Below are 26,371 nucleotides of genomic sequence, written 5' to 3' on the forward strand. Positions count from 1 at the left end.
GCATGAACAGCACGCTTATCCAGACTGACCGTTTCGCCCTGAGCGAAACCGAGCGCTCGGCCATCGAGCACGAGCTGCATCACTACGAAGACCCGCGCGCGGCGTCGATCGAAGCCCTGAAGATCGTCCAGAAGGAACGTGGCTGGGTGCCCGATGGCGCGCTCTACGCCATCGGCGAGATCCTCGGCATCCCGGCCAGCGACGTCGAAGGCGTGGCCACCTTCTATAGCCAGATTTTCCGCCAGCCCGTAGGCCGTCACATCATTCGTGTCTGCGACAGCATGGTCTGCTACATCGGTGGCCACGAATCGGTGGTCAGCGAGATCCAGGGCAAGCTGGGCATCGGCCTGGGCCAGACCACCGCCGACGGTCGCTTCACCCTGCTGCCAGTGTGCTGCCTGGGTAACTGCGACAAGGCACCGGCGCTGATGATCGACGACGACACCTTCGGTGACGTCCAGCCAGACGGCGTCGCCAAACTGCTGGAGGGCTACGTATGACCCTGACTTCCTTCGGGCCTGCCAACCGCATCCAGCGTTCGGCCGAAACCCATCCCCTGACCTGGCGTCTGCGTGACGACGGCGAAGCGGTATGGCTGGACGAATACCAGGCCAAGAACGGCTACGCCGCCGCGCGCAAGGCGTTCAGCGACATGGCCCAGGACGACATCGTCCAGACCGTGAAAGACGCCGGCCTCAAGGGCCGTGGCGGCGCGGGCTTTCCCACGGGTGTGAAGTGGGGCCTGATGCCCAAGGACGAGTCCATCAACATCCGCTACCTGCTGTGCAACGCGGATGAAATGGAGCCCAACACCTGGAAAGACCGCATGCTGATGGAGCAACTGCCCCATCTGCTGATCGAAGGCATGCTGATCAGCGCCCGCGCGCTGAAAACCTACCGTGGCTATATCTTCCTGCGTGGCGAGTACACCACCGCCGCCAAGCACCTGAACCGTGCCGTGGAAGAAGCCAAGGCCGCAGGCCTCTTGGGCAAGAACATCCTGGGCAGCGGTTTTGATTTCGAGCTGTTCGTCCACACCGGTGCCGGGCGCTACATCTGCGGTGAAGAAACCGCACTGATCAACTCCCTGGAAGGCCGTCGCGCCAACCCACGTTCCAAGCCGCCCTTCCCTGCCGCCGTAGGCGTGTGGGGCAAGCCGACCTGCGTGAACAACGTCGAGACCCTGTGCAACGTGCCGGCGATCATCGCCGACGGCGTGGACTGGTACAAATCCCTGGCCCGTGACGGCAGCGAAGACATGGGCACCAAGCTCATGGGCTTCTCCGGCAAGGTCAAGAACCCTGGCCTGTGGGAACTGCCGTTCGGCGTCACCGGCCGCGAGCTGTTCGAAGACTACGCCGGCGGCATGCGCGACGGCTACACGCTCAAGTGCTGGCAGCCTGGCGGCGCCGGTACCGGGTTCCTGTTGCCGGAACACCTGGACGCCCAAATGTACGCCGGCGGCATCGCCAAGGTCGGCACCCGCATGGGTACCGGCCTGGCAATGGCGGTGGACGACAGCGTCAACATGGTGTCGCTGCTGCGCAACATGGAAGAGTTCTTCTCCCGCGAGTCGTGCGGTTTCTGCACCCCTTGCCGCGATGGCCTGCCGTGGAGCGTCAAGCTGCTGCGAGCCCTTGAGAACGGCGAAGGCCAGGCCGGCGACATCGAGACCCTGCTGGGTCTGGTGGGTTTCCTCGGCCCAGGCAAGACCTTCTGTGCTCACGCACCGGGTGCCGTGGAGCCGTTGGGCAGCGCGATCAAATACTTCCGTCCAGAGTTCGAAGCCGGCATCGCGCCCACCAGCGCCGTCGTCCCGCCTCTGGCAAAGCCGATCGTAGTCGGCGCGTAAACGCTTAAAAAGACGAAGGGTCCGTGCCCTTCGTCTTCTCGTGTGATGACGCCGTAAACGGCTGTGTTGATTCACGCGAATAACAAGATTCCATTAGCCACGCCCGCTGACACCGGGCCAACGAAGAACTTTGAACCATGGCCACTATCCACGTAGACGGCAAAGAGCTCGAAGTCGATGGCGCAGACAACCTGTTACAGGCATGTCTGTCGCTGGGCCTCGACATTCCTTATTTCTGCTGGCACCCCGCCCTTGGCAGCGTTGGCGCTTGTCGCCAGTGTGCGGTCAAGCAGTACACCGACGAAAACGACAAGCGTGGTCGGATCGTCATGTCCTGCATGACCCCTGCCACCGACGGCAGCTGGATCTCCATCGACGACGAAGAAGCGAAAGTGTTTCGCGCCAGCGTCGTCGAATGGCTGATGACCAACCACCCTCACGACTGCCCGGTCTGTGAGGAAGGCGGCCACTGCCACCTGCAAGACATGACCGTGATGACCGGCCACAACGAGCGCCGTTATCGCTTCACCAAGCGCACCCACCAGAACCAGCAACTGGGCCCGTTCATTTCCCACGAGATGAACCGCTGCATCGCCTGCTATCGCTGCGTGCGCTTCTACAAGGACTACGCCGGCGGCACCGACCTGGGCGTATTCGGCGCCCACGACAACGTGTACTTCGGTCGCGTTGAAGACGGCACCCTGGAAAGCGAGTTCTCCGGCAACCTCACCGAGGTCTGCCCGACCGGTGTGTTCACCGACAAGACTCACTCCGAGCGCTACAACCGCAAGTGGGACATGCAGTTCTCGCCGAGCATCTGCCATGGCTGCTCCAGCGGTTGCAACATCTCCCCGGGCGAGCGCTACGGTGAACTGCGTCGCATCGAAAACCGCTTCAACGGTTCGGTGAACCAGTACTTCCTGTGTGACCGTGGCCGCTTCGGCTATGGCTACGTCAACCGCAAGGATCGTCCACGCCAGCCGCTGCTGGCAAACGGCGCCAAGCTGAGCCTGGACCAAGCGCTGGACAAGGCCGCCGAGCTGCTGCGCGGTCGCAACATCGTCGGCATCGGTTCGCCACGGGCCAGCCTGGAAAGCAACTATGCGCTGCGTGAACTGGTCGGCGCCGAGCACTTCTACAGTGGCATCGAAGCCGGTGAGCTGGAACGCATCCGCCTGGTGCTGCAAGTGCTCAAGGACAGCCCGCTGCCCGTGCCGAACATGCGCGACATCGAAGACCACGATGCGGTATTCGTCCTTGGCGAAGACCTGACCCAGACCGCCGCCCGCATGGCCCTGGCCCTGCGCCAGTCGGTCAAGGGCAAGGCCGAAGACATGGCCGACGCCATGCGCGTGCAGCCGTGGCTCGACGCCGCAGTGAAAAACATCGGCCAGCACGCACTGAACCCGCTGTTCATCGCCAGCCTCGCTGAAACCAAGCTCGACGACGTGGCCGAAGAATGCGTCCACGCAGCTCCCGACGACCTGGCCCGCATCGGTTTCGCCGTGGCCCACGCCCTGGACGCCAGCGCCCCGGCCGTCGACGGCCTGGACAGCGAAGCGGCCGCCCTGGCCCAACGCATCGCCGACGCCCTGCTGGCGGCCAAGCGCCCACTGATCATCGCCGGCACCTCCCTGGGTTCCAAGGCGTTGATCGAAGCCGCGGCCAACATCGCCAAGGCCTTGAAGCTGCGCGAGAAGAACGGTTCCATCAGCCTGATCGTCCCGGAAGCCAACAGCCTCGGCCTGGCCATGCTCGGTGGCGAATCGGTGGACGCCGCCCTGCAAGCGGTGATCGACGGCAGCGCCGACGCCATCGTGGTGCTGGAGAACGACCTGTTCACCCGCACTGACAAGGCCAAGGTCGATGCCGCGCTGAACGCAGCCAAGGTTGTGATCGTCGCCGACCATCAGAAAACCGCCACCACCGACCGCGCCCACCTGGTGCTGCCGGCGGCGAGCTTCGCCGAAGGCGACGGTACGCTGGTCAGCCAGGAAGGTCGCGCCCAGCGCTTCTTCCAGGTCTTCGACCCGACTTACCTGGACGCCAGCATCCTGGTCCATGAAGGCTGGCGCTGGCTGCACGCCCTGCGCGCCACCCTGCTGGACCAGCCGATCGACTGGACGCAACTGGACCACGTTACCGCCGCCGTCGCTTCGAGCAGCCAGCAACTGGCCGCCATCGTCGACGCCGCACCGTCCGCCTCGTTCCGCATCAAAGGCCTGAAGCTGGCGCGCGAACCGCTGCGCTACTCCGGTCGCACCGCCATGCGCGCCGACATCAGCGTTCACGAACCGCGCACCTCCCAGGACAACGACACCGCGTTCTCGTTCTCCATGGAAGGCTACTCGGGCTCGACCGAACCGCGTTCCCAGGTGCCATTCGCCTGGTCGCCGGGCTGGAACTCGCCGCAAGCCTGGAACAAGTTCCAGGACGAAGTCGGTGGTCACCTGCGTGCAGGCGACCCGGGCACCCGCCTGATCGAAAGCCAAGGCGATGGCCTGAGCTGGTTCGCCAGCGTGCCGCGCGCCTTCAATCCGGCACCGGGCACCTGGCAGGTCGTGCCGTTCCATCACCTGTTCGGCAGCGAAGAGAACTCTTCCAAGGCCGCTCCGGTGCAGGAACGCATCCCGGCCGCCTACGTGTCGCTGGCCAAGTCCGAAGCCGACCGCCTGGGCGTCAACGACGGTGCCCTGCTGAGCCTGAACGTGGCCGGCCAGACCTTGCGTCTGCCGCTGCGCATCAATGAAGAACTGGGCGCCGGCCTGGTGGCCCTGCCGGCCGGCCTGGCAGGCATCCCGCCAGCGATTTTCGGCAAAACCGTCGACGGTCTGCAGGAGGCAGCGCAATGAGCTGGTTCACCCCTGAAGTGATCGCTGTGATCCTGACGGTCCTCAAGGCCATCGTGATCCTGCTGGCCGTGGTGGTCGCAGGCGCACTGTTGAGCTTCGTCGAACGTCGCCTGCTGGGCTGGTGGCAGGACCGCTACGGTCCGAACCGCGTTGGCCCGTACGGGATGTTCCAGATCGCCGCCGACATGATCAAGATGTTCTTCAAGGAAGACTGGACGCCGCCGTTTGCCGACAAGGTGATCTTCACCCTGGCACCGGTCGTGGCCATGAGCGCCTTGCTGATCGCCTTCGCGATCATCCCGATCACCCCGACCTGGGGCGTGGCGGACCTGAACATCGGCCTGCTGTTCTTCTTCGCCATGGCTGGTCTGTCGGTGTATGCGGTGCTGTTCGCCGGCTGGTCGAGCAACAACAAGTTCGCCCTGCTGGGCAGCCTGCGGGCCTCGGCCCAGACCGTGTCCTACGAAGTGTTCATGGGCCTGGCGCTCATGGGCATCGTGATCCAGGCCGGCTCGTTCAACATGCGCGACATCGTCGAGTACCAGGCCCAGAACCTGTGGTTCATCATTCCGCAGTTCTTCGGTTTCTGTACCTTCTTCATCGCGGGCGTAGCCGTGACTCACCGTCACCCCTTCGACCAGCCGGAAGCGGAGCAGGAACTGGCCGACGGTTACCACATTGAATATGCCGGCATGAAATGGGGCATGTTCTTCGTCGGTGAATACATCGGCATCATCCTGATCTCGGCGCTGCTGGTAACGCTGTTCTTCGGTGGCTGGCACGGTCCGTTCGGCATCCTGCCGCAACTGTCCTTCGTCTGGTTCGCCCTGAAGACCGCGTTCTTCATCATGCTGTTCGTCCTGCTGCGCGCCTCGATCCCGCGCCCACGCTACGACCAGGTGATGGACTTCAGCTGGAAATTCTGCCTGCCGCTGACCCTGATCAACATGCTGGTGACCGCTGCGATCGTTTTGATGAACGCGCCTGCGGCCGCGGTTCAGTGAGGATTTGACCCATGTTCAAATATATTGGCGACATCGTTAAGGGTACTGGTACCCAACTGCGAAGCCTGGTCATGATCTTCGGCCATGGCTTTCGCAAGCGTGACACCCTGCAATACCCGGAAGAGCCGGTCTACCTGGCACCACGCTATCGTGGCCGCATCGTCCTGACCCGCGACCCCGACGGCGAAGAGCGCTGCGTGGCCTGCAACCTGTGCGCCGTGGCGTGCCCGGTGGGTTGCATCTCGCTGCAGAAAGCTGAAACCGAAGACGGTCGCTGGTACCCGGACTTCTTCCGCATCAACTTCTCGCGCTGCATTTTCTGCGGCCTCTGCGAGGAAGCCTGCCCGACCACCGCGATCCAGCTCACGCCGGATTTCGAAATGGCCGAGTTCAAACGTCAGGACCTGGTGTACGAGAAAGAAGATCTGCTGATTTCCGGTCCCGGTAAAAACCCTGATTACAACTTCTATCGTGTTGCAGGTATGGCCATTGCCGGTAAGCCAAAAGGCGCCGCGCAGAACGAAGCCGAACCGATCAACGTGAAGAGCTTGCTGCCTTAAGGAAGAAAGATGGAATTCGCTTTCTATTTCGCATCGGGTATCGCGGTGGTGTCCACGCTTCGTGTGGTCACCAACACCAACCCTGTGCACGCCCTGCTCTACCTGATCATTTCGCTGATCGCCGTGGCCATGACCTTCTTCGCCCTCGGTGCACCGTTCGCCGGTGCCCTGGAAGTGATCGCCTACGCCGGCGCCATCATGGTGCTGTTCGTGTTCGTGGTGATGATGCTCAACCTCGGCCCGGCCGCGGTCCAGCAGGAACGCTCCTGGCTCAAGCCCGGCATCTGGGCGGGACCGGTGATCCTGTCCGCCCTGCTGCTGGGTGAACTGCTGTATGTGCTGTTCGCTCACCAGAGCGGCCAGGCCATCGGCCACACCACCGTAGACGCCAAGGCCGTGGGCATCAGCCTGTTCGGTCCGTACCTGCTGGTGGTCGAACTCGCCTCGATGCTGCTGCTTGCCGCAGCCGTCACGGCGTTCCATTTGGGCCGTAACGAGGCGAAGGAGTAATCACATGCCTGCTATCCCTCTCGAGCATGGTCTGGCGGTTGCCGGCATCCTGTTCTGCCTCGGTCTGGTTGGCCTGATGGTCCGCCGCAACATTCTGTTCGTGCTGATGAGCCTGGAGGTCATGATGAATGCCTCCGCCCTGGCTTTCATCGTCGCGGGCGCTCGCTGGGCGCAGCCGGATGGACAGATCATGTTCATCCTGGTGATCAGCCTGGCAGCCGCCGAGGCCAGTATCGGCCTGGCGATTCTGTTGCAGCTGTATCGCCGCTTCCACACTCTCGATATCGACGCTGCCAGCGAGATGCGCGGATGAACCTACTCTTTCTGACTTTCGTATTCCCCCTCATTGGTTTCCTGCTGCTGTCGTTCTCTCGTGGACGCTGGTCGGAAAACCTTTCGGCACTGGTTGGCGTGGGTTCCATCGGCCTGTCTGCCATCGTCACGGCCTACGTGATCTGGCAATTCAACGTCGCCCCACCGGAAGGTGGCAGGTACGTGCAGGTGCTGTGGCAGTGGATGGCCGTTGAAGGCTTCACACCGAACTTCGCCCTCTACCTGGACGGCCTGTCGGTGACCATGCTCGGCGTGGTGGTCGGGGTGGGTTTCCTGATCCACCTGTTCGCCTCCTGGTACATGCGCGGTGAAGCCGGTTATTCGCGCTTCTTCGCCTACACCAACCTGTTCATCGCCAGCATGCTGTTCCTGGTGCTCGGCGATAACCTGTTGTTCCTGTACTTCGGCTGGGAAGGCGTGGGCCTGTGCTCGTACCTGTTGATCGGTTTCTACTACAGCAACCGCAACAACGGGAATGCCGCACTCAAGGCGTTCATCGTCACCCGGATCGGCGACGTGTTCATGGCCATCGGCCTGTTCATCCTGTTCCAACAATTGGGCACGCTGAATATCCAGGAACTGCTGGTCAAGGCACCCGAGCACTTCAAGGTCGGTGACTTCTGGATCGTCCTGGCGACCCTGATGCTGCTGGGCGGCGCCGTCGGTAAATCCGCGCAACTGCCGCTGCAAACCTGGTTGGCGGACGCGATGGCCGGCCCTACCCCGGTCTCGGCACTGATCCACGCCGCAACCATGGTGACCGCCGGCGTCTACCTGATCGCCCGTACCCACGGCCTGTTCGCCCTGGCGCCGGACATCCTGCACCTGGTCGGCATCGTCGGCGGCGTGACCCTGGTCCTGGCCGGTTTTGCCGCGCTGGTACAAACCGACATCAAGCGCATCCTCGCCTACTCGACCATGAGCCAGATCGGCTACATGTTCCTGGCCCTGGGCGTCGGTGCCTGGGAAGGCGCGATCTTCCACCTGATGACCCACGCCTTCTTCAAGGCGCTGCTGTTCCTTGCGTCCGGTGCGGTAATCGTTGCCTGCCACCACGAGCAGAACATCTTCAAGATGGGCGGCCTGTGGAAGAAACTGCCGTTGGCCTACACCAGCTTCATCGTCGGCGGCGCGGCCCTGGCGGCCCTGCCACTGGTCACCGCCGGTTTCTACTCCAAGGACGAGATCCTCTGGGAAGCGTTCGCCAGCGGTAACCAGGCGCTGCTCTATGCCGGCCTGGTGGGTGCGTTCATGACCTCGCTGTACACCTTCCGCCTGATCTTCATCGCGTTCCACGGTGAAGCCAAGACCGAAGCCCATGCCGGCCACGGCATTGCCCACTGGCTGCCACTGTCGGTGCTGATCGTGCTGTCGACCTTCGTCGGCGCCCTGATCACCCCACCGCTGGCCGATGTGCTGCCGCAAAGCGTCGGCCATGCCGGCGGCGAAGCCAAGCACAGCCTGGAAATCGCCTCGGGCGCCATCGCCCTGGCGGGTATCCTGCTGGCCGCCCTGCTGTTCCTGGGCAAGCGTCGTTTCGTCACGGCGATCGCCAACAGCGGCATCGGGCGATTCCTTTCGGCCTGGTGGTTCGCCGCCTGGGGCTTCGACTGGATCTACGACAAACTGTTCGTCAAGCCATACCTTGCGATCAGCCACATTCTGCGCAAAGACCCGCTCGACCAGACCATTGGCCTGATCCCGCGCATGGCCAAGGGCGGCCACACTGCCCTGAGCCGTACCGAGACCGGTCAACTGCGTTGGTATGCGGCTTCCATGGCGGCTGGCGCCGTGCTGGTTATCGGCGCCATCGTGCTGGTAGCGGTCTGATATGAACCTTGCGAACTTGCGAAAGGAAACGAGCCCGTCATGATTCTGCCCTGGCTAATCCTGATCCCCTTCATCGGCGGCCTGCTGTGCTGGATCGCGGAGCGCTCCAGCTCCACGCTCCCGCGCTGGATTGCGCTGCTGACCATGTCCCTGGAACTCGCGCTCGGCCTCTGGCTGTGGGCGACCGGCGACTATTCATTTGCTCCGGCTCCTGGCGCCGATCCGACCTGGGCGCTTGAATTCAAGCACGTCTGGATCGCGCGCTTCGGCATCAGCGTGCACCTGGCCCTCGACGGCCTGTCGCTGCTGATGATCCTGCTGACCGGCCTGCTGGGTATCCTCTCGGTACTCTGCTCCTGGAAAGAGATCCAGCGTCATGTGGGTTTCTTCCACCTGAACCTGATGTGGATCCTGGGCGGCGTCATCGGCGTGTTCCTGGCGCTGGACCTGTTCATGTTCTTCTTCTTCTGGGAAATGATGCTGGTGCCGATGTACTTCCTCATCGCGCTCTGGGGTCACAGTTCTTCGGACGGCAAGAAAACCCGGATCTACGCGGCGACCAAGTTCTTCATCTTCACCCAGGCTTCCGGCCTGATCATGTTGGTGGCGATCCTTGGCCTGGTGCTGGTCAACTTCAACAACACCGGTGTGATTACCTTCAACTACGCCGACCTGTTGAAAGTGCAGATGTCCAAGACCACCGAGTACGTGCTGATGCTCGGCTTCTTCATCGCCTTCGCGGTGAAGCTGCCGGTGGTGCCGTTCCACTCCTGGCTGCCCGACGCTCACGCCCAGGCGCCGACCGCAGGTTCCGTGGACCTGGCGGGTATCTTGCTCAAGACCGCGGCCTACGGCCTGCTGCGCTTTGCCCTGCCGCTGTTCCCCAACGCTTCGGCCGAGTTCGCGCCGATCGCCATGACCCTGGGCCTGATCGGGATTTTCTACGGTGCGTTCCTGGCATTCGCCCAGACCGACATCAAGCGCCTGATCGCGTTCTCCAGCGTTTCGCACATGGGCTTCGTGCTGATCGGGATCTACTCCGGCAGCCAGCTCGCCCTGCAAGGCGCGGTGATCCAGATGTTGGCTCACGGCCTGTCGGCGGCAGCGCTGTTTATCCTCAGCGGCCAGTTGTACGAGCGCCTGCACACCCGGGACATGCGTGAGATGGGTGGCCTGTGGTCGCGCATCGCCTACCTGCCGGCCATCAGCCTGTTCTTCGCAGCCGCTTCCCTGGGCCTGCCGGGCACTGGCAACTTCGTCGGCGAGTTCCTGATCCTGATCGGCACGTTCGCCAGCGCTCCGTGGATCACCGCCATCGCCACTTCCGGCCTGGTGTTCGGTTCGGTCTACTCGCTGATCATGATCCACCGTGCCTACTTCGGCCCGACCAAGTCGGACGAAGTGCTGCGTGGCATGGACGGTCGCGAACTGATCATGGTGCTCGGCCTTGCGGTGCTGCTGGTTTACCTCGGCGTTTTCCCGCAACCGTTCCTCGACACCTCTGCCGCCACGATGCATGGCGTGCAGCAGTGGCTCGGCACCGCCTTCTCTCAACTCGCTTCGGCCCGGTAAGAGCGCTATGGAATTCACGATTCAACACTTTATCGCGCTTGCGCCGCTGTTGATCACCAGCGCCACGATCATCGTGGTGATGCTGGCGATCGCCTGGCGGCGCAATCACTCACAGACCTTCCTGCTGTCGGTGGCGGGGCTGAACCTGGCCCTGCTGTCGATCCTGCCGGCCCTGAAAGTCGCGCCACTGGCGGTCACCCCGCTGATACAGGTCGACAGCTTCGCCTGCCTCTACATGGCGTTGATCCTGGTCGCCACCCTGGCCTGCGTCACCCTCGCCCACGCCTACCTCGGCGATGGCGGTTCGGGTTACCCGGGCAACCGCGAAGAACTGTACCTGCTGATCCTGATGGCCGCCGCCGGTGGCCTGGTCCTGGTCAGCGCGCAGCACCTGGCCAGCCTGTTCATCGGCCTGGAACTGCTCTCGGTACCGGTCTACGGCCTGGTGGCCTACGCCTTCTTCAACAAGCGCTCCCTGGAAGCCGGCATCAAGTACATGGTGCTGTCGGCGGCCGGTTCCGCGTTCCTGTTGTTCGGCATGGCCCTGCTCTACGCCGAAGCCGGCACCCTGAGCTTCGTCGGCATCGGCCAGGCCCTGGCGGCCACCGGCCTGCCTAGCCCGATCGCGCAACTGGGCCTGGGCATGATGCTGATCGGCCTGGCGTTCAAGCTGTCGCTGGTACCGTTCCACCTCTGGACCCCGGACGTCTACGAAGGCGCCCCGGCGCCAGTGGCGGCGTTCCTGGCCACCGCGTCGAAAGTGGCGGTGTTCGCGGTCATGGTGCGGCTGTTCCAGATCTCGCCAGTGGCCAGCAGCGGTGTGCTGAGCAACGTGCTGACCATCATCGCCATCGCGTCGATCCTGTTCGGTAACCTGCTGGCACTGACCCAAAGCAACCTCAAGCGTCTGCTGGGTTACTCGTCCATCGCCCACTTCGGCTACCTGCTGATCGCCCTGATCGCCAGCAAAGGCCTGGCCGTGGAAGCCATCGGCGTGTACCTGGTCACCTACGTGATCACCAGCCTCGGCGCGTTCGGCGTGATCACCCTGATGTCCTCGCCGTACAACGGCCGCGACGCCGATGCCCTGTACGAATACCGCGGCCTGTTCTGGCGCCGTCCGTACCTGACCGCCGTGCTGACCGTGATGATGCTGTCCCTGGCCGGCATCCCGCTGACCGCCGGCTTCATCGGCAAGTTCTACATCATCGCCACCGGCGTCGAGGCTCACCAATGGTGGCTGGTCGGCTCCCTGGTGCTGGGCAGTGCCATCGGCGTGTTCTACTACCTGCGCGTCATGGTCACCCTGTACCTGATGGAACCGAACCTGCGTCGCCACGACGCCGAGTTGCACTGGGAACAGAAGGCAGGCGGCGTGATGCTGCTGGCCATCGCCGCACTGGCGTTCTTCCTCGGTGTGTACCCGCAGCCGTTGCTGACGCTGGTTCAGCAGGCTGGTTTGACGGGCTGATCGCGTAGCGGTAGCTCGTAGAAAACAGAAACGGCACCTTTGGGTGCCGTTTCTGCGTTTGGGGGATGATGGATTTTCAGAAACCCGTGATCGCAGCCTTTCTTGCTCCAGTTCTTATGCGATCAATCAAACCTTCCTATAAAAGCCCCTTAACCATGGGAACACACGCCAGTTGAAGCCCCGAAGGGGAATGGTAGATCGCAGGTACCTCACCCACAAAACCGCAGCGTCGGTAAAAGTCCGCCGCATTCAAAGTCGCATCAAGCTTGACTTCTTCCAGGCCCAACCCTCGCGCGAGGCATTCGAGATGATCCAGGATTCTCCTGCCGATACCCCGTTGCATAAAATCAGGATGCACAAAGATCGCGCCAATTTCGCTGTTCTCCAGATCAAGCATGCCTGTCGCCACTGGCTCTGCGTCTATACAGCCCAGATAGAAGTGCTTCTCCATCAGTGTGTGATAGCCATCCTCGGCCGCACCCGCCGTCCACGCCAATAGCTGCGTCTCGGTATAGGCGCCGATGCATTGGTGCTGGATCGCTAGACGGCGAATGTCGAATGCCGTTTGGGAATCGCTGTGTCTGGCTCGTCTAATCTCGAACATTTCACTCTCCGTCAGCCATGTTCGGACGGAGAACTAAAAAGCCCCGTCCATCTCTGGCGGGGCTTGGGGTAACACGTCAAATTCTATGCACGCATGACCTCATGGCCCGCCAGAAGCGGTCATGGAGGAACACATCATGTTCATTCGGCGTGTGTAAATCATGGGCAGATAGTGCTGAGGATGGCCAGGCAAGTCAATCTCGAAGCGGCTTTGCGGAACGTGCGCTTTTGGCCAGGTGTCGTGCGCATGTCCCTGCAAGCTTTTGAGTACCGGGAGCATACATCGAGTCCACGCCACACCCACTACCCAAGCAGGGCTATCCTCAACCCGCAACCTGCAAGCCGTGAAGGAGAAACAACATTGAATGTCGATATCGAGTGCGTCGTCGTAGGCGCGGGGGTCGTCGGGCTCGCCGTGGCACGGGAAATGGCCCGGGCCGGTCATGAAGTGCTGCTGATCGAAGCGGCCGAAGCCATCGGCATGGGCATCAGTTCGCGCAACTCCGAAGTCATCCACGCGGGCATCTATTACCCACCGGGCAGTCTCAAGGCGCAGTTGTGCGTCGAAGGCCGGCGACGGCTGTATGACTATTGCGAAAGCCACGGCGTCGCCACCCGCCGGCTCGGCAAGTTGATCGTTGCCACGGATCAGGCGCAGGTGGCCGGACTCGAGACATTGCTTGAGCGGGGCTTGATGAACGGCGTGGACGACCTGCGCCTGCTCGACCAAGAACAGGCGCAGGCTTTGGAACCGGCCCTGTCCTGTGTCGCCGCGCTGTATTCGCCTTCCACCGGTATCGTCGATTCCCACGCTCTGATGCTGGCCTTGCTGGGTGACGCCGAAGCGGCCGGGGCGAACATTGCTTTCCACACGCCTTTGCTGGGTACTCGCGTCATCACCGGGAGGTTCATGCTGGAATTGGGCGGCACGGCGCAGATGACCCTGTCCTGTCGCCTGCTGATCAACGCCGCCGGCCTCCAGGCACCCGCCCTCGCCCGCCGCATCGAAGGCCTGGAGATGCAATCGGTGCCCGAGGACTTTTTGTGCAAGGGCAACTACTTCAGCCTCACCGGGCGGGCACCGTTCCGGCACTTGGTCTATCCCGCCCCGGAAGCCGCCGGCCTGGGCATCCACATGACGCTGGACCTGGCCGGCCAGGCGCGTTTCGGGCCGGACACCGAATGGGTCGAGGGCGAGGACTACCGAGTGGATCCGGCCCGGGCCGAAGCGTTTTACCCGGCGATCCGCAGTTATTGGCCGGGCCTGCCGGACCAGAGCCTGCAACCGGCCTACAGCGGCATCCGCCCGAAGATCTCCGCGCCCGGCGAACCGACCCGCGACTTTGTCATCAGCAGCGAGGCCGAACACCGGGTGCCAGGGTTGATCAACCTGCTCGGGATCGAATCGCCCGGGCTGACGTCCTGCCTGGCACTCGCCAGCCGGGTCCGACAACGGATCGAACATGTCTAGCCACCAGCGCAAAGTGCAACGCGTTTTGCACCCCGCTCATGCAGCTTGCACGACCCCGGAAATTATTATCCTTGCAACTTATTGTTTTTAAAGGGTTTTAAATCGATCTTCGGCTGGCACAGCTGATGCAATTCAGCTCCTACGCGGCGTTGGCGCTCGAAGCCTGCCCGCATCCGTGTATTGCCGAGGAGCTACCTATGAATGCCATCGATCTGTTGAAAGCCGACCACGAACGCGTCAAAGCCATCCTGACTCAACTGAGCGAGTCGACCGAACGTGCCGTGAAAAAACGTACCGACCTGTTGGCGAAACTGGAAATGGAAATTTCCATCCACACCCGCCTCGAAGAAGAAATTCTTTATCCGGCTTTCAAGCAGGCCGGTGGCAAGGACGAGGCCGAAATGTATTACGAGGCCAAGGAAGAACACCGTACCGTCGACTCGCTGGTGCTGCCGGACCTGAAAGCCACCGATCCCACCCAGCCGGAATTCGCCGGTCGGGTGAAAGTGGTCAAGGAACTGCTTGAGCACCACATCGAGGAAGAAGAAAAGGAAATGTTCCCCCACGCGAAAAAACTGCTGGGCAAGGCCAAACTCGATGCCTTAGGTGCAGACATGGAAACCATGAAAGCGCAGTACAAAAAAGAACTGAGCAGCGCCAACCTCGCCGCCTGATCAAAGCGCCGTAGATGCTTCAGCCGTCATGTGACGGCTGAATGCGTTGCGGCGCTTTATTGCATTTGTTCGCGCAAGAACTCCACCAACGCCTGCACCGGGCGTGCACTTTGTCGATGCTGGGGATACACCGCCGACAGCGCCAACGGTTCGGTCTCGAAGCCTTCCAGGACCTTGATCAGCCGCCCATCCTTCAAGGCATCGCCGAGGATGAAAGCGGGCAGATAGGTGATGCCCATCCCGGCGATGGCCGCGTCCCTGAGCAAATCCCCATTATTGGCGCGCATGCGTCCCGTGACCTCCAGGGTCAGCGGTTTGCCGGCCCCCACGAAACGCCACTGCACCTGACGGCTGTGACCATAGGGCAAGCAGTCGTGATTGCGCAGGTCTTCAGGCCGCACGGGTGTGCCTTTTTGCGCCAGGTAGGTGGGGCTGGCGCAGTACACCCGCTCGATGGTCGCGATGCGCCGGGCAATCAGCGTCGAATCCTCCAGCACGCCGATGCGCAGTGCCAGGTCATAGCCCTCCCCCAGCAGATCCACCGAGCGGTCGCTCAGGTCCACCTCGACGCTGACGCCCGGATAGCGCTGCAGGAACAGCGGCAGCAGGCTGCCCAGGTGCGCCACCGCGAAGGACAGCGGCGCACTGAGGCGAAGGGTGCCGCGAGGCTCGCTAGTCTGGCCGCTGATGCCCTGCTCCACCTGTTCAACGTCATTGAGCAGGCGCAGCGCCGCTTCGTAATAGCGCTGACCCAGGGGCGTGACGTCCAACCGCCGGGTCGAGCGATTGAGCAGGCGCACACCCAGGCGCTGTTCCAGTTCCATCAGCTTGCGGCTGACGAACTGCTTGGACAGTCCCAGTTTTTCCGCCGCCGCGGTGAAACTGCCCGACTCCATGACCTGGGCAAAGATGCGCATTTCTTCGAAGGGATTCATTGTCATTCCTGGGGTGGACAGTCAGGGGGGATTGGCTGGGCATTGTGGTCTTGGTGAGTCTGATTGCCTAGCTGTGGGGATGTGCCACCGTCATCGCGAGCAAGCTTTGCTCCCACATTGGATCTGTGGGGAAACCTGTGGGAGCAAAGCTTGCTCGCGATAGCGTCGGCACAATTTGCGAGGCGCTAATGCCAAACAAAAAAACGCCCGCACAAGGCGGGCGTCATTGAGCATGGACCGCTTACTTGGCCGTCAGCGCCGAGTAGCTGTTCATCAGGTTGCGGTAGTTCGGAATACGCTGGGACAGCAGGTTGCCCAGGCCTTCGATGTCGTTGCGCCAGTCGCGGTGCAGCTCACAGGCCACCGAGAACCAGTTCATCATCTGCGCGCCGGCAGCGGTCATGCGTACCCAAGCGGCCTGTTGCACGGTTTCGTTGAACGTACCCGAGGCGTCGGTCACCACGAACACGTCGAAACCTTCAGCCAGCGCCGACAGGGTCGGGAACGCCACGCAGACGTCGGTGACCACGCCAGCGATGATCAGTTGCTTGCGGCCGGTGGCCTTGATCGCCTTGACGAAATCTTCGTTGTCCCAGGCATTGATCTGGCCTGGACGCGGGATGTACGGCGCGTCCGGGAACATTTCCTTGAGCTCCGGCACGATCGGGCCGTTAGGGCCTTGTTCGAAGCTCGTGGTCAGGATGGTCGGCAGTCCAAAGAACTTCGCCAGGTCGGCCAAGGCCAGCACGTTGTTCTTGAACTCGTTGGGCGAGAAGTCCTGGACCAGGGAAATCAGGCCGGTCTGGTGATCGACCAGCAGGACGACCGCGTCGTCTTTGTTCAGACGGTTGTAGGCGGGAACGTTGCTCATGGGATGACTCCTTTGGGATGGATGCTATGAACCCAATGTGGGAGCGGGCTTGCTCGCGAAGGCGTCGTCACATCCAACAACCTTGCAAGCTGACACACCGCTTTCGCGAGCAAGCCCGCTCCCACAGGGGATAGGTGTTTGTACTCAGTCAAAAGGCAAAGCAGGAACAGCCAAACGCGCCCCAGAAGCCTTGGAAATCGCTGACCGGGACGTTCGACAATCGTGCCCGTTCATGGCTGTGGGAATGCACCGTGCACGGACCGCTGCACTGGTGGACCTGAGCCTGCAACGGTGACGTCGGGCGCCAGTGGCCCGGGACCTTGACCACCGGCGACCAGTCGGGCAGCACCGGGACGCTGGCCGGCCCGAGTTTTTCGAAGTCGCCGGCGGCATACACCACCTTGCCGTCGACCACGGTCAGCACCGACTCGATCCACTTGATGGCTTCTTCCTCGACGCTGAAGAAATCCGCGCTCAGGGCCGCCAGGTCTGCCAGTTGGCCGACCTTGATCTGGCCTTTCTTGCCCTGCTCCGACGAGAACCAGGCACTGCCGTGGGTAAACAGTTCCAACGCAGTCAGGCGCGGCAGGCCCTCTTCGTGCAACGAAAGGCCGCCGACGGTGCGACCGCTGACCATCCAGTACAACGAGGTCCACGGGTTGTAGCTGGAGACGCGGGTGGCGTCGGTGCCGGCGCCCACCGGCACGCCTTCGGCCAACATGCGCTTGATCGGCGGCGTGGCTTCGGCGGCCTTGGCGCCGTAGCGGTCGACGAAGTATTCACCCTGGAAGGCCATGCGATCCTGGATCGCAATCCCGCCGCCCAACGCCCGTACGCGCTCGATGTTCTTCGGCGTGATGGTCTCGGCGTGATCGAAAAACCAGGGCAGGCCGTTGAACGGAATGTCGCGGTTGACCTTTTCGAACACATCGAGCATGCGGCTGATGGATTCGTCGTAGGTGGCATGCAGGCGGAACGGCCAGCGCTGCTCCACCAGGTGCCGGACCACCGGTTCCAGGTCTTGCTCCATGCCGGGCGGCAGATCCGGACGCGGTTCGAGGAAGTCCTCGAAATCCGCTGCCGAGAACACCAGCATTTCCCCGGCGCCGTTGTGCCGCAGGAAATCATCGCCCTGGTGCAACTTGACGCTGCCGGTCCAGTTCTTGAAGTCGCTGAGTTCTTCCTTGGGTTTCTGGGTGAACAGGTTGTAGGCGATGCGCACCGTCAACTGCTGCTCGCGGGCCAACTGCTCGATCACTGCGTAGTCGTCCGGGTAATTCTGGAAGCCGCCGCCGGCATCGATGGCACTGGTCAGGCCCAGGCGATTGAGTTCACGCATGAATTGGCGGGTGGAGTTGACCTGATATTCCAGCGGCAGCTTCGGTCCCTTGGCCAGCGTCGAGTAAAGAATCATCGCGTTGGGCCGCGCCACCAGCATGCCGGTGGGCTCGCCCTTGCTGTCACGCACGATCTCGCCACCCGGTGGGTTCGGCGTGTCACGGGTGTAGCCGGCCACCCGCAGCGCGGCCCGGTTGAGCAAGGCACGGTCATACAGGTGCAGCACGAACACCGGCGTATCGGGAGCGGCCTGGTTTAGCTCTTCCAGGGTCGGCATGCGTTTTTCGGCGAACTGGAATTCGTTCCAGCCGCCCACCACGCGCACCCATTGCGGTGTTGGCGTGCGGTCGGCCTGGTCCTTGAGCATGCGCAAGGCATCGGCCAGGGACGGCACGCCTTCCCAGCGCAGCTCCAGGTTGTAGTTCAGGCCGCCGCGGATCAGGTGCAAGTGCGAGTCGTTGAGCCCAGGAATGACCGTGCGGCCCTTGAGGTCGATGAGCTGGGTGCCGCTGCCGCGCAAGGCCATAGCCTCGGCGTCGGTGCCCACGGCAACGAAGCGGCCCTGGCTGATGGCAACCGCACTGGCGCGCGGTTTCTCGCGGTCGACGGTATGGAACTGGCCATTGAACAGAATCAGATCGGCGTTCATGGGATTTCCTTTGACGATAAATGAATCGATAGGCGGCGACATTTAGAGGGATCGCTTCGCGATCCCACGGGGATAAATCCCCTCGCCACAACAGTGCTTGTCACAAAAGTTCGGCGCTGCTTAGGGCTCCAGGTGTTCATGGGCCTTGGACGCTTCCAGCCACGGCGCGAACAGGCGGGTCGCCAGCGGCATGCACACGTACACCACCGAAAGCACGATGGTCACTGTGATCAGGAACGTGGCGACCACGTAGTTGGACAGAAACGCGTTGAGTTGCAGCAACGGGCCCCAGAGCAACGGCACCAGCAAGGTGTGGGGCAGGATGACCAATAGCGTCACCACCGATTGTTTCCAGCGCGGCGGTGGCGTGGCGGCATCGGCCAGCGGGGCGAACCAGAATTCCTTATGGGAACCGACCTCAATCTGATCGCCGTCGGCCAACAGTGGCGCGGCCTCGGCCACTAATTCACGCCGCTCGGCGGAGTCCAGCCAGCGCTGCATGGCCTCGGTGGAGCGAAAACGCAGCACGCAGGTAAACAGCGACAACCCATCCTGCTTGCCCCGGACCACATCGACGCCCAAGTGCCCCGGCCACTGACCGGCCACAGTCACGATGCGCCGCAACCAGGCCTCGTAGGCATCGTTCTGTCCAACCTTGATCCGGTGCTTGACCACCAAGGTGACGATTTCATCGAAACCGGGCACTGCCGGGCTTGCGGTGGATTCCAGAGTTCGGGATTCAGACATGGCGAAGCACTCCATCAAAACGCGTGTTCAGCGCCAGGCGTCCAGGGCCGGCAATGAACACGCTGGTAAATACAATCAGCAGCAACCAGCCAAACTGGCCTTCTTCCAGGCTCCACTGCGGGTGCACCAGCAGCAGCGCCACCGCCAGCAGGAACAGGATCGGCAGGCACGCCAGGCGCACCAGCACACCGGCCATGATCAGCAGTGGACACAGCACCTCGGCGAAAATCGCCAGGATCAGAGTCGGCGCCGCGCCCAAGTGAAACGGGTCTTCAATGCGGGTCAGCTCGACGCTGTAGTGCAACAGCTTCGGCAGCCCATGGACCCACAGCAGGAACAGCCCGCCGCTCAGGCGCAGGAACAACAAGCCCAGGTCCTGCAACGGGCGCTCATCGGTCAGGTTCATCGGTGGGCTCCGTCCGGGGCGGCCGAGGCAGCGGCAGCGGCCGGCAATGGTTGGGACATGTGGCTGGCAATGCGCGAGCGCAGCCAGCGCTCGGCCGGGTCGTTGTCATGCACCCCGCTCCAGACCATCGACAGCTCGGCGGCATTGATCTCGAACGGCGGGTCCTCGGCACGCAGCGCGCAGCCTTCCACCAGCGCGCAGGCGGCATAGTCGGGCACGGTGGCGATCAACTCGGTGCCGGCCAGCAAGGCCCGCAGCCCACTGAATTGCGGCACCGCCAGCACCACTTTGCGGGTCCGGCCGATGCGGGCCAGGTCCAGGTCGATGTTGCCGCTCAGGTCGCCCGAAAACGAAACCATGGCGTGGGGCCGCGAACAGTATTCATCCAGGGTCAGCGGCCCCGGGCGCTTGTCGCCACGCAAGACCTTGCAAGGAATGTCCCGCAGTTTCTTGCGCTTGGCATTGGCCGGCAGATCGGTGGTGTAGCTGACACCGACGCTGATTTCACCGCTGGCCAGCAGCGACGACATCAGCAGGAAGTTGGCCCGGCGCACCACCACGATGATCCCCGGCGCTTCTTCGCGCAGTTGGCTCAGCAATGGAGGAAACAGGCCGAATTCGGCATCGTCGGACAGACCGATGCGAAACACGTCGCAACTGGTGGACGGATCGAACGCCTTGGCCCGGCTGACCGCGCCAGAGATGGTGTCCATGGCCGGTTGCAGCTCTTGCAGGATCGCCAGGGCCCGCGGCGTCGGCTCCATGCCGCGACCGTGGCGGATCAGCAACGGATCATCGAACAGATCCCGCAGCCGCCCCAGCGCCGCGCTCACCGCCGGCTGGCCCATGAACAGCTTTTCGGCGACGCGGGTCAGGTTTTTCTCGAACATCAGCGCCTCGAAGATCACCAGCAGGTTCATGTCGAGACGGCGTAAATCGTTGCGGTTCATGGGTGTGAGGTCCCGTTTTAACTGTGGGAGCGAGCCTGCTCGCGATGGCGGTGGGTCAGCTTGCATTCATATCTACTGTCCTGACGCCTTCGCGAGCAGGCTCGCTCCCACAGGTCTTAGCTTGCTTGCGTCAACCCTGGATGAACGCCAGCAGGTCCGCGTTCAGGCGGTCCTTGTGGGTGTCGGTCAGGCCGTGGGGCGCGCCGGGGTAGATCAGCAGCTGCGAGTGCTTGAGCAACTTGGCGGCGGCAATGCCGGCAGCTTCGATGGGGACCATCTGGTCGTCATCGCCATGGACCACCAGGGTCGGCACGTCGATGTTGCGCAGGTCTTCGGAAAGATCGGTCTCCGAGAACGCCTTGATGCAGTCGTAGGTGTTCTTGTGGCCGGCGAGCATGCCCTGCATCCAGAACCAGTCGATCATGCCTTGGGAGACTTTGGCGCCCGGACGGTTGGCTCCGAAAAACGCGCTGGCCACATCTTTGTATAGCTGAGAACGGTCGGCCAGGGACGCCTGGCGGAAACCGTCGAACACTTCCACAGGCAGACCGCCGGGGTTGGCCGGGGTCTTGAGCATCAGCGGCGTCACCGCCGAAATCAGGCCGAGCTTGGCGACACGGGCAGCACCATGGCGACCGATGTAGCGCGCCACTTCGCCACCGCCGGTGGAGAAGCCGAGCAACACCGCGTCCTTCAAGTCCAGCCGCTCGATCAGCTCGGCCAGGTCATCGGCGTAGGTGTCCATGTCGTTGCCGTCCCAGGGCTGGCTGGAGCGCCCGTGCCCACGGCGGTCATGGGCGATCACCCGGTAGCCATTGGACGCCAGGAACATCATCTGCGCCTCCCAACTGTCCGAGTTCAACGGCCAGCCGTGGCTGAAGACCACCGGTTGACCACTGCCCCAGTCCTTGTAGTAAATCTCGGTGCCGTCGCGGGTAATGAAGGTGCTCATGACGTGACTCCTTGAGGTGGGTGGATCGCTTTATGGTCCGGCCATGGGGGGCACCTGCGTGAGTTAAACGTTGTTAATTTTTTCGGAACGGCGGTGTTAAAAAAACCAGCGGAGATTGCTTTTGTGGCGAGGGGATTTATCCCCGCTGGACTGCGAAGCAGTCCCAAGAACTGACATTTAGGTGTGTCAGGCTTATTGCAGATGGGGCTTCTGGGGCTGCTACGCAGCCCAGCGGGGATAAATCCCCTCGCCACAGGAACGCGGTGTCTGTCAGGTAGGTGTGAGGGATCTGCGCCGTTGCGCTTGAAGCCAAACCTGAGGAATATGCTCGGGTAAAGCCCAGGCACCGGGACCAGAACATTGAGAGCAACATGAGCCAATTCCTCAGCCTGCCCGTCGAACAGACGGTGCATTTCGGCCCTTACCGGGTCCATCCTCGCCAGCGCCTGGTGCTCGAGGGTGAGCAACCGTTGCGCCTGGGACGGCGGGCCGTGGAGATTCTGCTGGTGTTGCTCGAACAGGCTGGCGAGGTGGTGAGCAAGCAGCAACTGATCGCCCGGGTCTGGCCCAGGAGCGTGGTGGAAGACACCAACCTGCGCGTGCACGTCGCGGCACTGCGCAAGGCCCTCGGGGATGGCCAGGCCGGGCAGCGCTACATCGTCACCGTGGCGCAGCGCGGCTACAGCTTTGTCGCGCCGCTGTCATTCGAACCGCTCGACCAATGGGCGCACATCCCTCATCCGTCTTTGACGCGCAACCTGCCGCTGCAGCGCACGCGCATGATCGGACGCCAGGCCCTGGTGGAAAACCTGGTGGCCCAGCTACCGCGAAAACGCTTCATTACCCTGGTCGGCACCGGCGGCATCGGCAAGACCACCGTTGCCCTGCGGGTCGCTGAACGGCTGATCGGCCACTACCGTGACGGCACCCATCTGCTGGACCTGGCGTCGCTCAACGATGCGGCCATGATCGCCCCCAACCTCTGCGCATTGCTCGACCTGCCACTGCAGGACGGCGATCCACTGGACGCCATCGCCCGGCAGCTCAGGGAGCGGCATCTGCTGCTGGTGATCGACAACTGCGAGCACCTGATCGACGCCATCGCCCAGCTCAGCGAAACCCTGCTACGCGGCGCCCCTCACCTGCACATCCTGGCCACCAGCCGCGAAGGCCTGCGCGCCGAAGGCGAACACGTGCAACGCCTGGACGCCCTGGCGTTCCCGCCTCGGGAGATGCCCATCGAGGGCTATCCCGCCCTGCAATACCCGGCGTTGCAACTGTTTGCCGAACGGGCGATGGCCAGCCGTGACGACTTCGAACTGACCGACCGCGAGGTGCCGTTGGTGATCGACATCTGCCAGCGGCTGGATGGCATTCCCCTGGCCATCGAACTGGCCGCCGGACAACTCGGCCGCTTCACCCTGGAGGAACTTCACCGGCAACTGCAAGACAACGTCGCCCTGCTTCACAACGACACCGACGCCGCACCGCGCCAGCAAACCCTGCGCGCCACGCTGGACTGGAGCTTCGCCTTGCTCACGGCCTGCGAGCAGACCTGCCTGCGGCGACTGGCGGTGTTCATGGGCAGTTTCAACCTGGCCTCGGCCGCCGCGGTGATCGTCGGCCAGCATGTCGCGCCCCAGCAGGTGCTGGTGTCGGTCAGCCAGTTGGTCGCCAAATCGTTGCTCAATGTAGAGATCGGCGATGAAGAGGTGCGTTATCGCCTGCTGGACACCACCCGCCGCTATGCCTTGGAGCAACTGGCCGAGGCCGGGGAACTGGCGGCCAGCCAGGAACGCCACGCCGAGCGCTGCCTGGCGCTCATGGGGCAAGCGGAAAGCGATTGGGAAAACACCCCCACCCGACTGTGGATCGCCCGCTACGCCGACTATCGCGACGACATCCGCGCGGCGCTCGACCGAGGCTTGGGCCCGCAAGGTTCACACGCCGTCGCGATCCGCCTGACCGCCCGTACCCTGCCCCTCTGGCAGGAGCTGTCGCTGCTCAAGGAACACGGCCTCTACGTCAACAAAGCGCTGCGATTGTTGCGCGCCAGTCCCGCGCCATGCCCGCGCTTGACCCTGGCCCTGGAACTGGCCCACGCCAGTTTCAACTACCACACCGAGGGCGGCACACCGGCCACTGTTCGCGCCTTCGCCACGGCCCGGCAACTGGCCCGGCAATGCCAGGACCTGGCCGGCGAGCTGCGGGCCGTGTCCGGACAAATGACCGTCGACCTCAGTTGCGGTGACTACCAACAGGCCCTGGCACACAGCCGGGATTTCGACCGATTGGGCTTGCAGGGCGACCCGACCCTGTCCTTGAGCACCCAACGCCTGCGGGTGCTGGCGTTGCACTTCACCGGCGACCAGGGCGCGGCGCGGCGCGAAGCCGAACAGGTGATCCAGCGCCTGGCCCAGAGCGGTCACCTCAGCCGCTTCAGCCACGGCTTCGGCGTGCAATACGATCAGAGCGTGGCCGCGCTGACGGTTCTGGCGCGCATCCTCTGGCTGCAAGGTTTTGCCGAGAAAGCCCGACGCACCGCCAACCTGGCGCTGCAGATCGCCGTGCAGATCAACCACGGCATTTCGATCTGCTACACCTTGGCGCTGGCCGGTTGCGTGATCGCCCACTACACCGGCGATCATCCGACCGCCCGAGAAAGGCTCGACCTGCTGAAGCAGCAAGCCAAGAAACATTCGGTGATGCTGTTCCATGACTGGGCCTGCCATTACGACGACGCATTCGATGGCCAGCCCCTGGCAACGCGCCCGACAAACGGCTTGATCCAGGACATCGCCGTCACCCTGCGCAGCGACGTCGTCAGCCCGGCGCAAATCGATCGGGCGCGCAGTGGCGCCGCGGGCTGGTGTTCGGCGGAGATCCTGCGGGTCGATGCCGAGACCTTGCTGGCCCGCAACGAACCGTCTCTTGAAGAAGCAGCCGAAGCGCAACTGCTGGCCGCCCTGGGCATCGCCCGTCGTCACCAGGCCCTGGCCTGGGAACTGCGCAGCGCCACGTCCCTGGCCCGTTTGTGGCAGCGCCAAGGGCAAGCGCATGCCGCGCAGGCACTGCTCGGCCCCGTCTATCGACGTTTCACCGAAGGTTTCGAAACCCCCGACCTATTGGAAGCCGGCGCGCTGCTCCAGACGTTGACTTGACGGTTGAGGCCGTGAACGCCGGACTCCCCAAGCACCTTGCAGCACGTAACGCCGATGAAACACAGGCCACTGACCACTGCGCCGCAGTTTGTCCATGGCATAGGTGCGAGTGGTGTGGAGCAGGTAGAAGCGAACCCCTTCGGCACGCGGCTCGACCATCAGCAGCGACACGCTCGCCAGCCGCGACAGCAGCGGGGGCAATTGTCCCACACTCAGTTCAGCGCAACTGATCACGGCCAGCGCCGCCTTGAGCGTAAACGGCCCTTCGAACACCGCCAGGCGCTGGAATGCGGTTTGTTCGTCAGCGCTCAACCGCTCGAAACTCGAGTCCAGCACCGCCTCCAGGCTGCGATGCCGGGCCACCGCCGTACGCCGTCCGTGGCTCAAGAGTGATAAACCGTGATCCAGTTGTTCCAGGACCCCGGCCACCCCCAACGCATCGACCTGGGCCGCCGCCAATTCCAACGCCAGCGGCAATCCGTCCAGGCGCTGGCAGATCTGTGCAAGGGTCGGCCAGTCGCGGCCACCCGGTTTGAATCCCTGTTGTCGGGCGCCCACCCGCTCGATCAGCAACTGCACCGCCGGGCATGCCTCGATCTGGTGCTCGGGTTCCAGGGGCGACGCCACGGCCAGGCCCGGCAGTGACACAATCCTTTCGTCCGGCAAGTCCAAGGGTTCGCAACTGCTGAGCAGCAGCGACACCCCGGGCGCCGCCGCAGCCAGTGTCTGGACCAGTTCCCGACAGGCATCGAGCAGGTGCTCGCAGCCGTCGAGCACCAGCAACATCCGACAGGGTTCGAGGACGCGGCCCAAAGCCCCCTGCTCCACGCCCAGCACACCGGCCACTTGCGCCACTACTTGTGAGGGATCGCTGACGGCCGCCAGGTCAACGAACCAGGCACCGTCCTCAAAGTGCTCGAGCAGCAGCTCCGCCACCCGCACCACCACGGTGGTCTTGCCGACCCCGCCGGGGCCGGTCACTGTGGTCAGTGACTGACGGGGCACTTGCACCAGTAACCGCCCCAGGACGTGGTCGCGACCCACCACCGGGCTCAAGCGCATGGGCAGGTTGTGCCGTTCGGTTTGGGGACTGAAAGGTGACCCAACGCGCTCTTGCACCGCCAGGGGCACCGCAAGGCAATAGCCTTGCCGAGGATGATTGAGGATATAGCGAGCGCCATCGCGCCCGTCACCAAAGGCCCGCCGCAGCGCCGCGATGTGCACCCGCAGGTTGATGGCCTCCACGACGCTGTCCGGCCAGACGTGGGCGATAAGTGTCTGCTTGCTGACGTAGTGGCCGGCGTGCTCCACCAGCACCTGCAGGACATCCAGGGCACGGCCGCCCAGCGCGAGGGGCTGGCCGTCACGGGTGACCAGCCGCTGCTGCCGGCAGAAGGCAAACGGACCGAAGCCCACCGCCGGCTCGCTATCGGGTTTGACGAAACTGTTCATGGGCGATCCAGCGCCGGATAACCGGTGCGGGCGTCAGCGTGCGGATTACCGAACACGTCTGCCCTGGCTCCTGCGCATCCTTTCCAAAGGGTTCGTCGTTATCTTGGCAGGCACAGGCTTCAGGACAATGCTGGCACAGGGAGCGCCACGGACATCACGGTGCCCTGGACGGACACCG

At 63.1% G+C, this 26,371-nt stretch carries 22 protein-coding genes; 13 read left to right on the top strand and 9 right to left on the bottom strand.

The window, feature by feature from the left end:
- The first annotated feature begins 2 nt into the window (after positions 1 to 2).
- The 10 genes from nuoE (at position 3) to nuoN (ending at position 11,984) form a co-directional block, all read left to right on the top strand.
- Positions 3 to 500, top strand: coding sequence for an NADH-quinone oxidoreductase subunit NuoE (nuoE, locus tag B0E42_RS22525; protein WP_018609201.1), 498 nt, complete (start codon positions 3 to 5; stop codon positions 498 to 500).
- Positions 497 to 1,852, top strand: coding sequence for an NADH-quinone oxidoreductase subunit NuoF (nuoF, locus tag B0E42_RS22530; protein WP_018609199.1), 1,356 nt, complete (start codon positions 497 to 499; stop codon positions 1,850 to 1,852). Before nuoE ends, nuoF begins: the two co-directional genes overlap by 4 nt.
- A 137-nt stretch (positions 1,853 to 1,989) precedes the next feature.
- Complete coding sequence (nuoG, locus tag B0E42_RS22535) at positions 1,990 to 4,704, top strand: NADH-quinone oxidoreductase subunit NuoG (RefSeq protein WP_077507528.1); 2,715 nt, start codon at positions 1,990 to 1,992, stop codon at positions 4,702 to 4,704.
- Complete coding sequence (nuoH, locus tag B0E42_RS22540) at positions 4,701 to 5,708, top strand: NADH-quinone oxidoreductase subunit NuoH (RefSeq protein ID WP_014337673.1); 1,008 nt, start codon at positions 4,701 to 4,703, stop codon at positions 5,706 to 5,708. The genes nuoG and nuoH overlap by 4 nt, the downstream gene beginning before the upstream one ends.
- A gap of 11 nt (positions 5,709 to 5,719) precedes the next feature.
- A complete protein-coding gene (nuoI, locus tag B0E42_RS22545) occupies positions 5,720 to 6,268 on the top strand; it encodes an NADH-quinone oxidoreductase subunit NuoI (RefSeq protein ID WP_003180051.1) in 549 nt (182 codons plus the stop codon).
- A gap of 9 nt (positions 6,269 to 6,277) precedes the next feature.
- On the top strand, positions 6,278 to 6,778 hold the full coding sequence (gene nuoJ, locus B0E42_RS22550; RefSeq protein WP_003203382.1) for an NADH-quinone oxidoreductase subunit J: 501 nt from the start codon (positions 6,278 to 6,280) through the stop codon (positions 6,776 to 6,778).
- 4 nt (positions 6,779 to 6,782) lie between these two features.
- A complete protein-coding gene (gene nuoK / locus B0E42_RS22555) occupies positions 6,783 to 7,091 on the top strand; it encodes an NADH-quinone oxidoreductase subunit NuoK (RefSeq protein WP_003180046.1) in 309 nt (102 codons plus the stop codon).
- On the top strand, positions 7,088 to 8,941 hold the full coding sequence (gene nuoL, locus B0E42_RS22560) for an NADH-quinone oxidoreductase subunit L (RefSeq protein ID WP_018609186.1): 1,854 nt from the start codon (positions 7,088 to 7,090) through the stop codon (positions 8,939 to 8,941). Before nuoK ends, nuoL begins: the two co-directional genes overlap by 4 nt.
- A 39-nt stretch (positions 8,942 to 8,980) precedes the next feature.
- The gene (gene nuoM / locus B0E42_RS22565) at positions 8,981 to 10,513 is read left to right on the top strand and encodes an NADH-quinone oxidoreductase subunit M (protein ID WP_077507531.1); all 1,533 of its coding nucleotides are present in this window, start codon (positions 8,981 to 8,983) and stop codon (positions 10,511 to 10,513) included.
- A 7-nt stretch (positions 10,514 to 10,520) separates the two neighbouring features.
- On the top strand, positions 10,521 to 11,984 hold the full coding sequence (gene nuoN, locus B0E42_RS22570) for an NADH-quinone oxidoreductase subunit NuoN (RefSeq protein ID WP_077507533.1): 1,464 nt from the start codon (positions 10,521 to 10,523) through the stop codon (positions 11,982 to 11,984).
- Between the two features lie 136 nt (positions 11,985 to 12,120).
- Here nuoN and B0E42_RS22575 read toward each other — a convergent pair whose 3' ends face one another.
- Positions 12,121 to 12,588, bottom strand: coding sequence for a GNAT family N-acetyltransferase (locus B0E42_RS22575; protein ID WP_053189335.1), 468 nt, complete (start codon positions 12,586 to 12,588; stop codon positions 12,121 to 12,123).
- A 360-nt stretch (positions 12,589 to 12,948) separates the two neighbouring features.
- Here B0E42_RS22575 and B0E42_RS22580 point away from each other — a divergent pair, with 360 nt between their 5' ends.
- On the top strand, positions 12,949 to 14,058 hold the full coding sequence (locus B0E42_RS22580) for an NAD(P)/FAD-dependent oxidoreductase (RefSeq protein ID WP_077507536.1): 1,110 nt from the start codon (positions 12,949 to 12,951) through the stop codon (positions 14,056 to 14,058).
- Positions 14,059 to 14,255: 197 nt separating this feature from the next.
- Positions 14,256 to 14,732: a hemerythrin domain-containing protein gene (locus B0E42_RS22585; RefSeq protein WP_003203396.1), complete on the top strand. Its 477-nt coding sequence runs from the start codon at positions 14,256 to 14,258 to the stop codon at positions 14,730 to 14,732.
- A 56-nt stretch (positions 14,733 to 14,788) separates the two neighbouring features.
- On the opposite strand, the gene B0E42_RS22590 is transcribed toward B0E42_RS22585, so the two are convergent.
- From B0E42_RS22590 to B0E42_RS22620, 7 genes are all read right to left on the bottom strand, one after another.
- The gene (locus B0E42_RS22590) at positions 14,789 to 15,667 is read right to left on the bottom strand and encodes a LysR family transcriptional regulator (RefSeq protein WP_077507539.1); all 879 of its coding nucleotides are present in this window, start codon (positions 15,665 to 15,667) and stop codon (positions 14,789 to 14,791) included.
- 241 nt (positions 15,668 to 15,908) lie between these two features.
- Positions 15,909 to 16,538 (bottom strand): isochorismate family cysteine hydrolase YcaC, encoded by a 630-nt coding sequence (gene ycaC, locus B0E42_RS22595; protein WP_030141308.1) that lies wholly within the window; start codon positions 16,536 to 16,538, stop codon positions 15,909 to 15,911.
- 148 nt (positions 16,539 to 16,686) lie between these two features.
- On the bottom strand, positions 16,687 to 18,525 hold the full coding sequence (locus tag B0E42_RS22600; RefSeq protein WP_053180496.1) for an amidohydrolase: 1,839 nt from the start codon (positions 18,523 to 18,525) through the stop codon (positions 16,687 to 16,689).
- Positions 18,526 to 18,645: 120 nt separating this feature from the next.
- Entirely contained in the window at positions 18,646 to 19,272 is a 627-nt protein-coding gene (locus B0E42_RS22605; protein WP_053180498.1) for an antibiotic biosynthesis monooxygenase, read from the bottom strand.
- Positions 19,265 to 19,678, bottom strand: coding sequence for a DoxX family protein (locus tag B0E42_RS22610; protein ID WP_053189341.1), 414 nt, complete (start codon positions 19,676 to 19,678; stop codon positions 19,265 to 19,267). Before B0E42_RS22610 ends, B0E42_RS22605 begins: the two co-directional genes overlap by 8 nt.
- Complete coding sequence (locus B0E42_RS22615) at positions 19,675 to 20,628, bottom strand: LysR family transcriptional regulator (protein WP_018609171.1); 954 nt, start codon at positions 20,626 to 20,628, stop codon at positions 19,675 to 19,677. The genes B0E42_RS22610 and B0E42_RS22615 overlap by 4 nt, the downstream gene beginning before the upstream one ends.
- Before the next feature lie 130 nt (positions 20,629 to 20,758).
- Entirely contained in the window at positions 20,759 to 21,580 is an 822-nt protein-coding gene (locus tag B0E42_RS22620) for an alpha/beta fold hydrolase (protein WP_018609170.1), read from the bottom strand.
- Between the two features lie 371 nt (positions 21,581 to 21,951).
- On the opposite strand from B0E42_RS22620, the gene B0E42_RS22625 reads away from it, so the two are divergent.
- The gene (locus B0E42_RS22625; protein WP_077507542.1) at positions 21,952 to 24,741 is read left to right on the top strand and encodes a winged helix-turn-helix domain-containing protein; all 2,790 of its coding nucleotides are present in this window, start codon (positions 21,952 to 21,954) and stop codon (positions 24,739 to 24,741) included.
- Here B0E42_RS22625 and B0E42_RS22630 read toward each other — a convergent pair.
- The gene (locus B0E42_RS22630) at positions 24,703 to 26,193 is read right to left on the bottom strand and encodes a winged helix-turn-helix domain-containing protein (protein ID WP_077507545.1); all 1,491 of its coding nucleotides are present in this window, start codon (positions 26,191 to 26,193) and stop codon (positions 24,703 to 24,705) included. The two genes, B0E42_RS22625 and B0E42_RS22630, sit on opposite strands and share 39 nt — an antisense overlap.
- Positions 26,194 to 26,371: the final 178 nt, after the last annotated feature.

This window comes from Pseudomonas sp. A25(2017), from assembly GCF_002001065.1.
In the GTDB taxonomy this organism is placed as follows: domain Bacteria; phylum Pseudomonadota; class Gammaproteobacteria; order Pseudomonadales; family Pseudomonadaceae; genus Aquipseudomonas; species Aquipseudomonas kilonensis.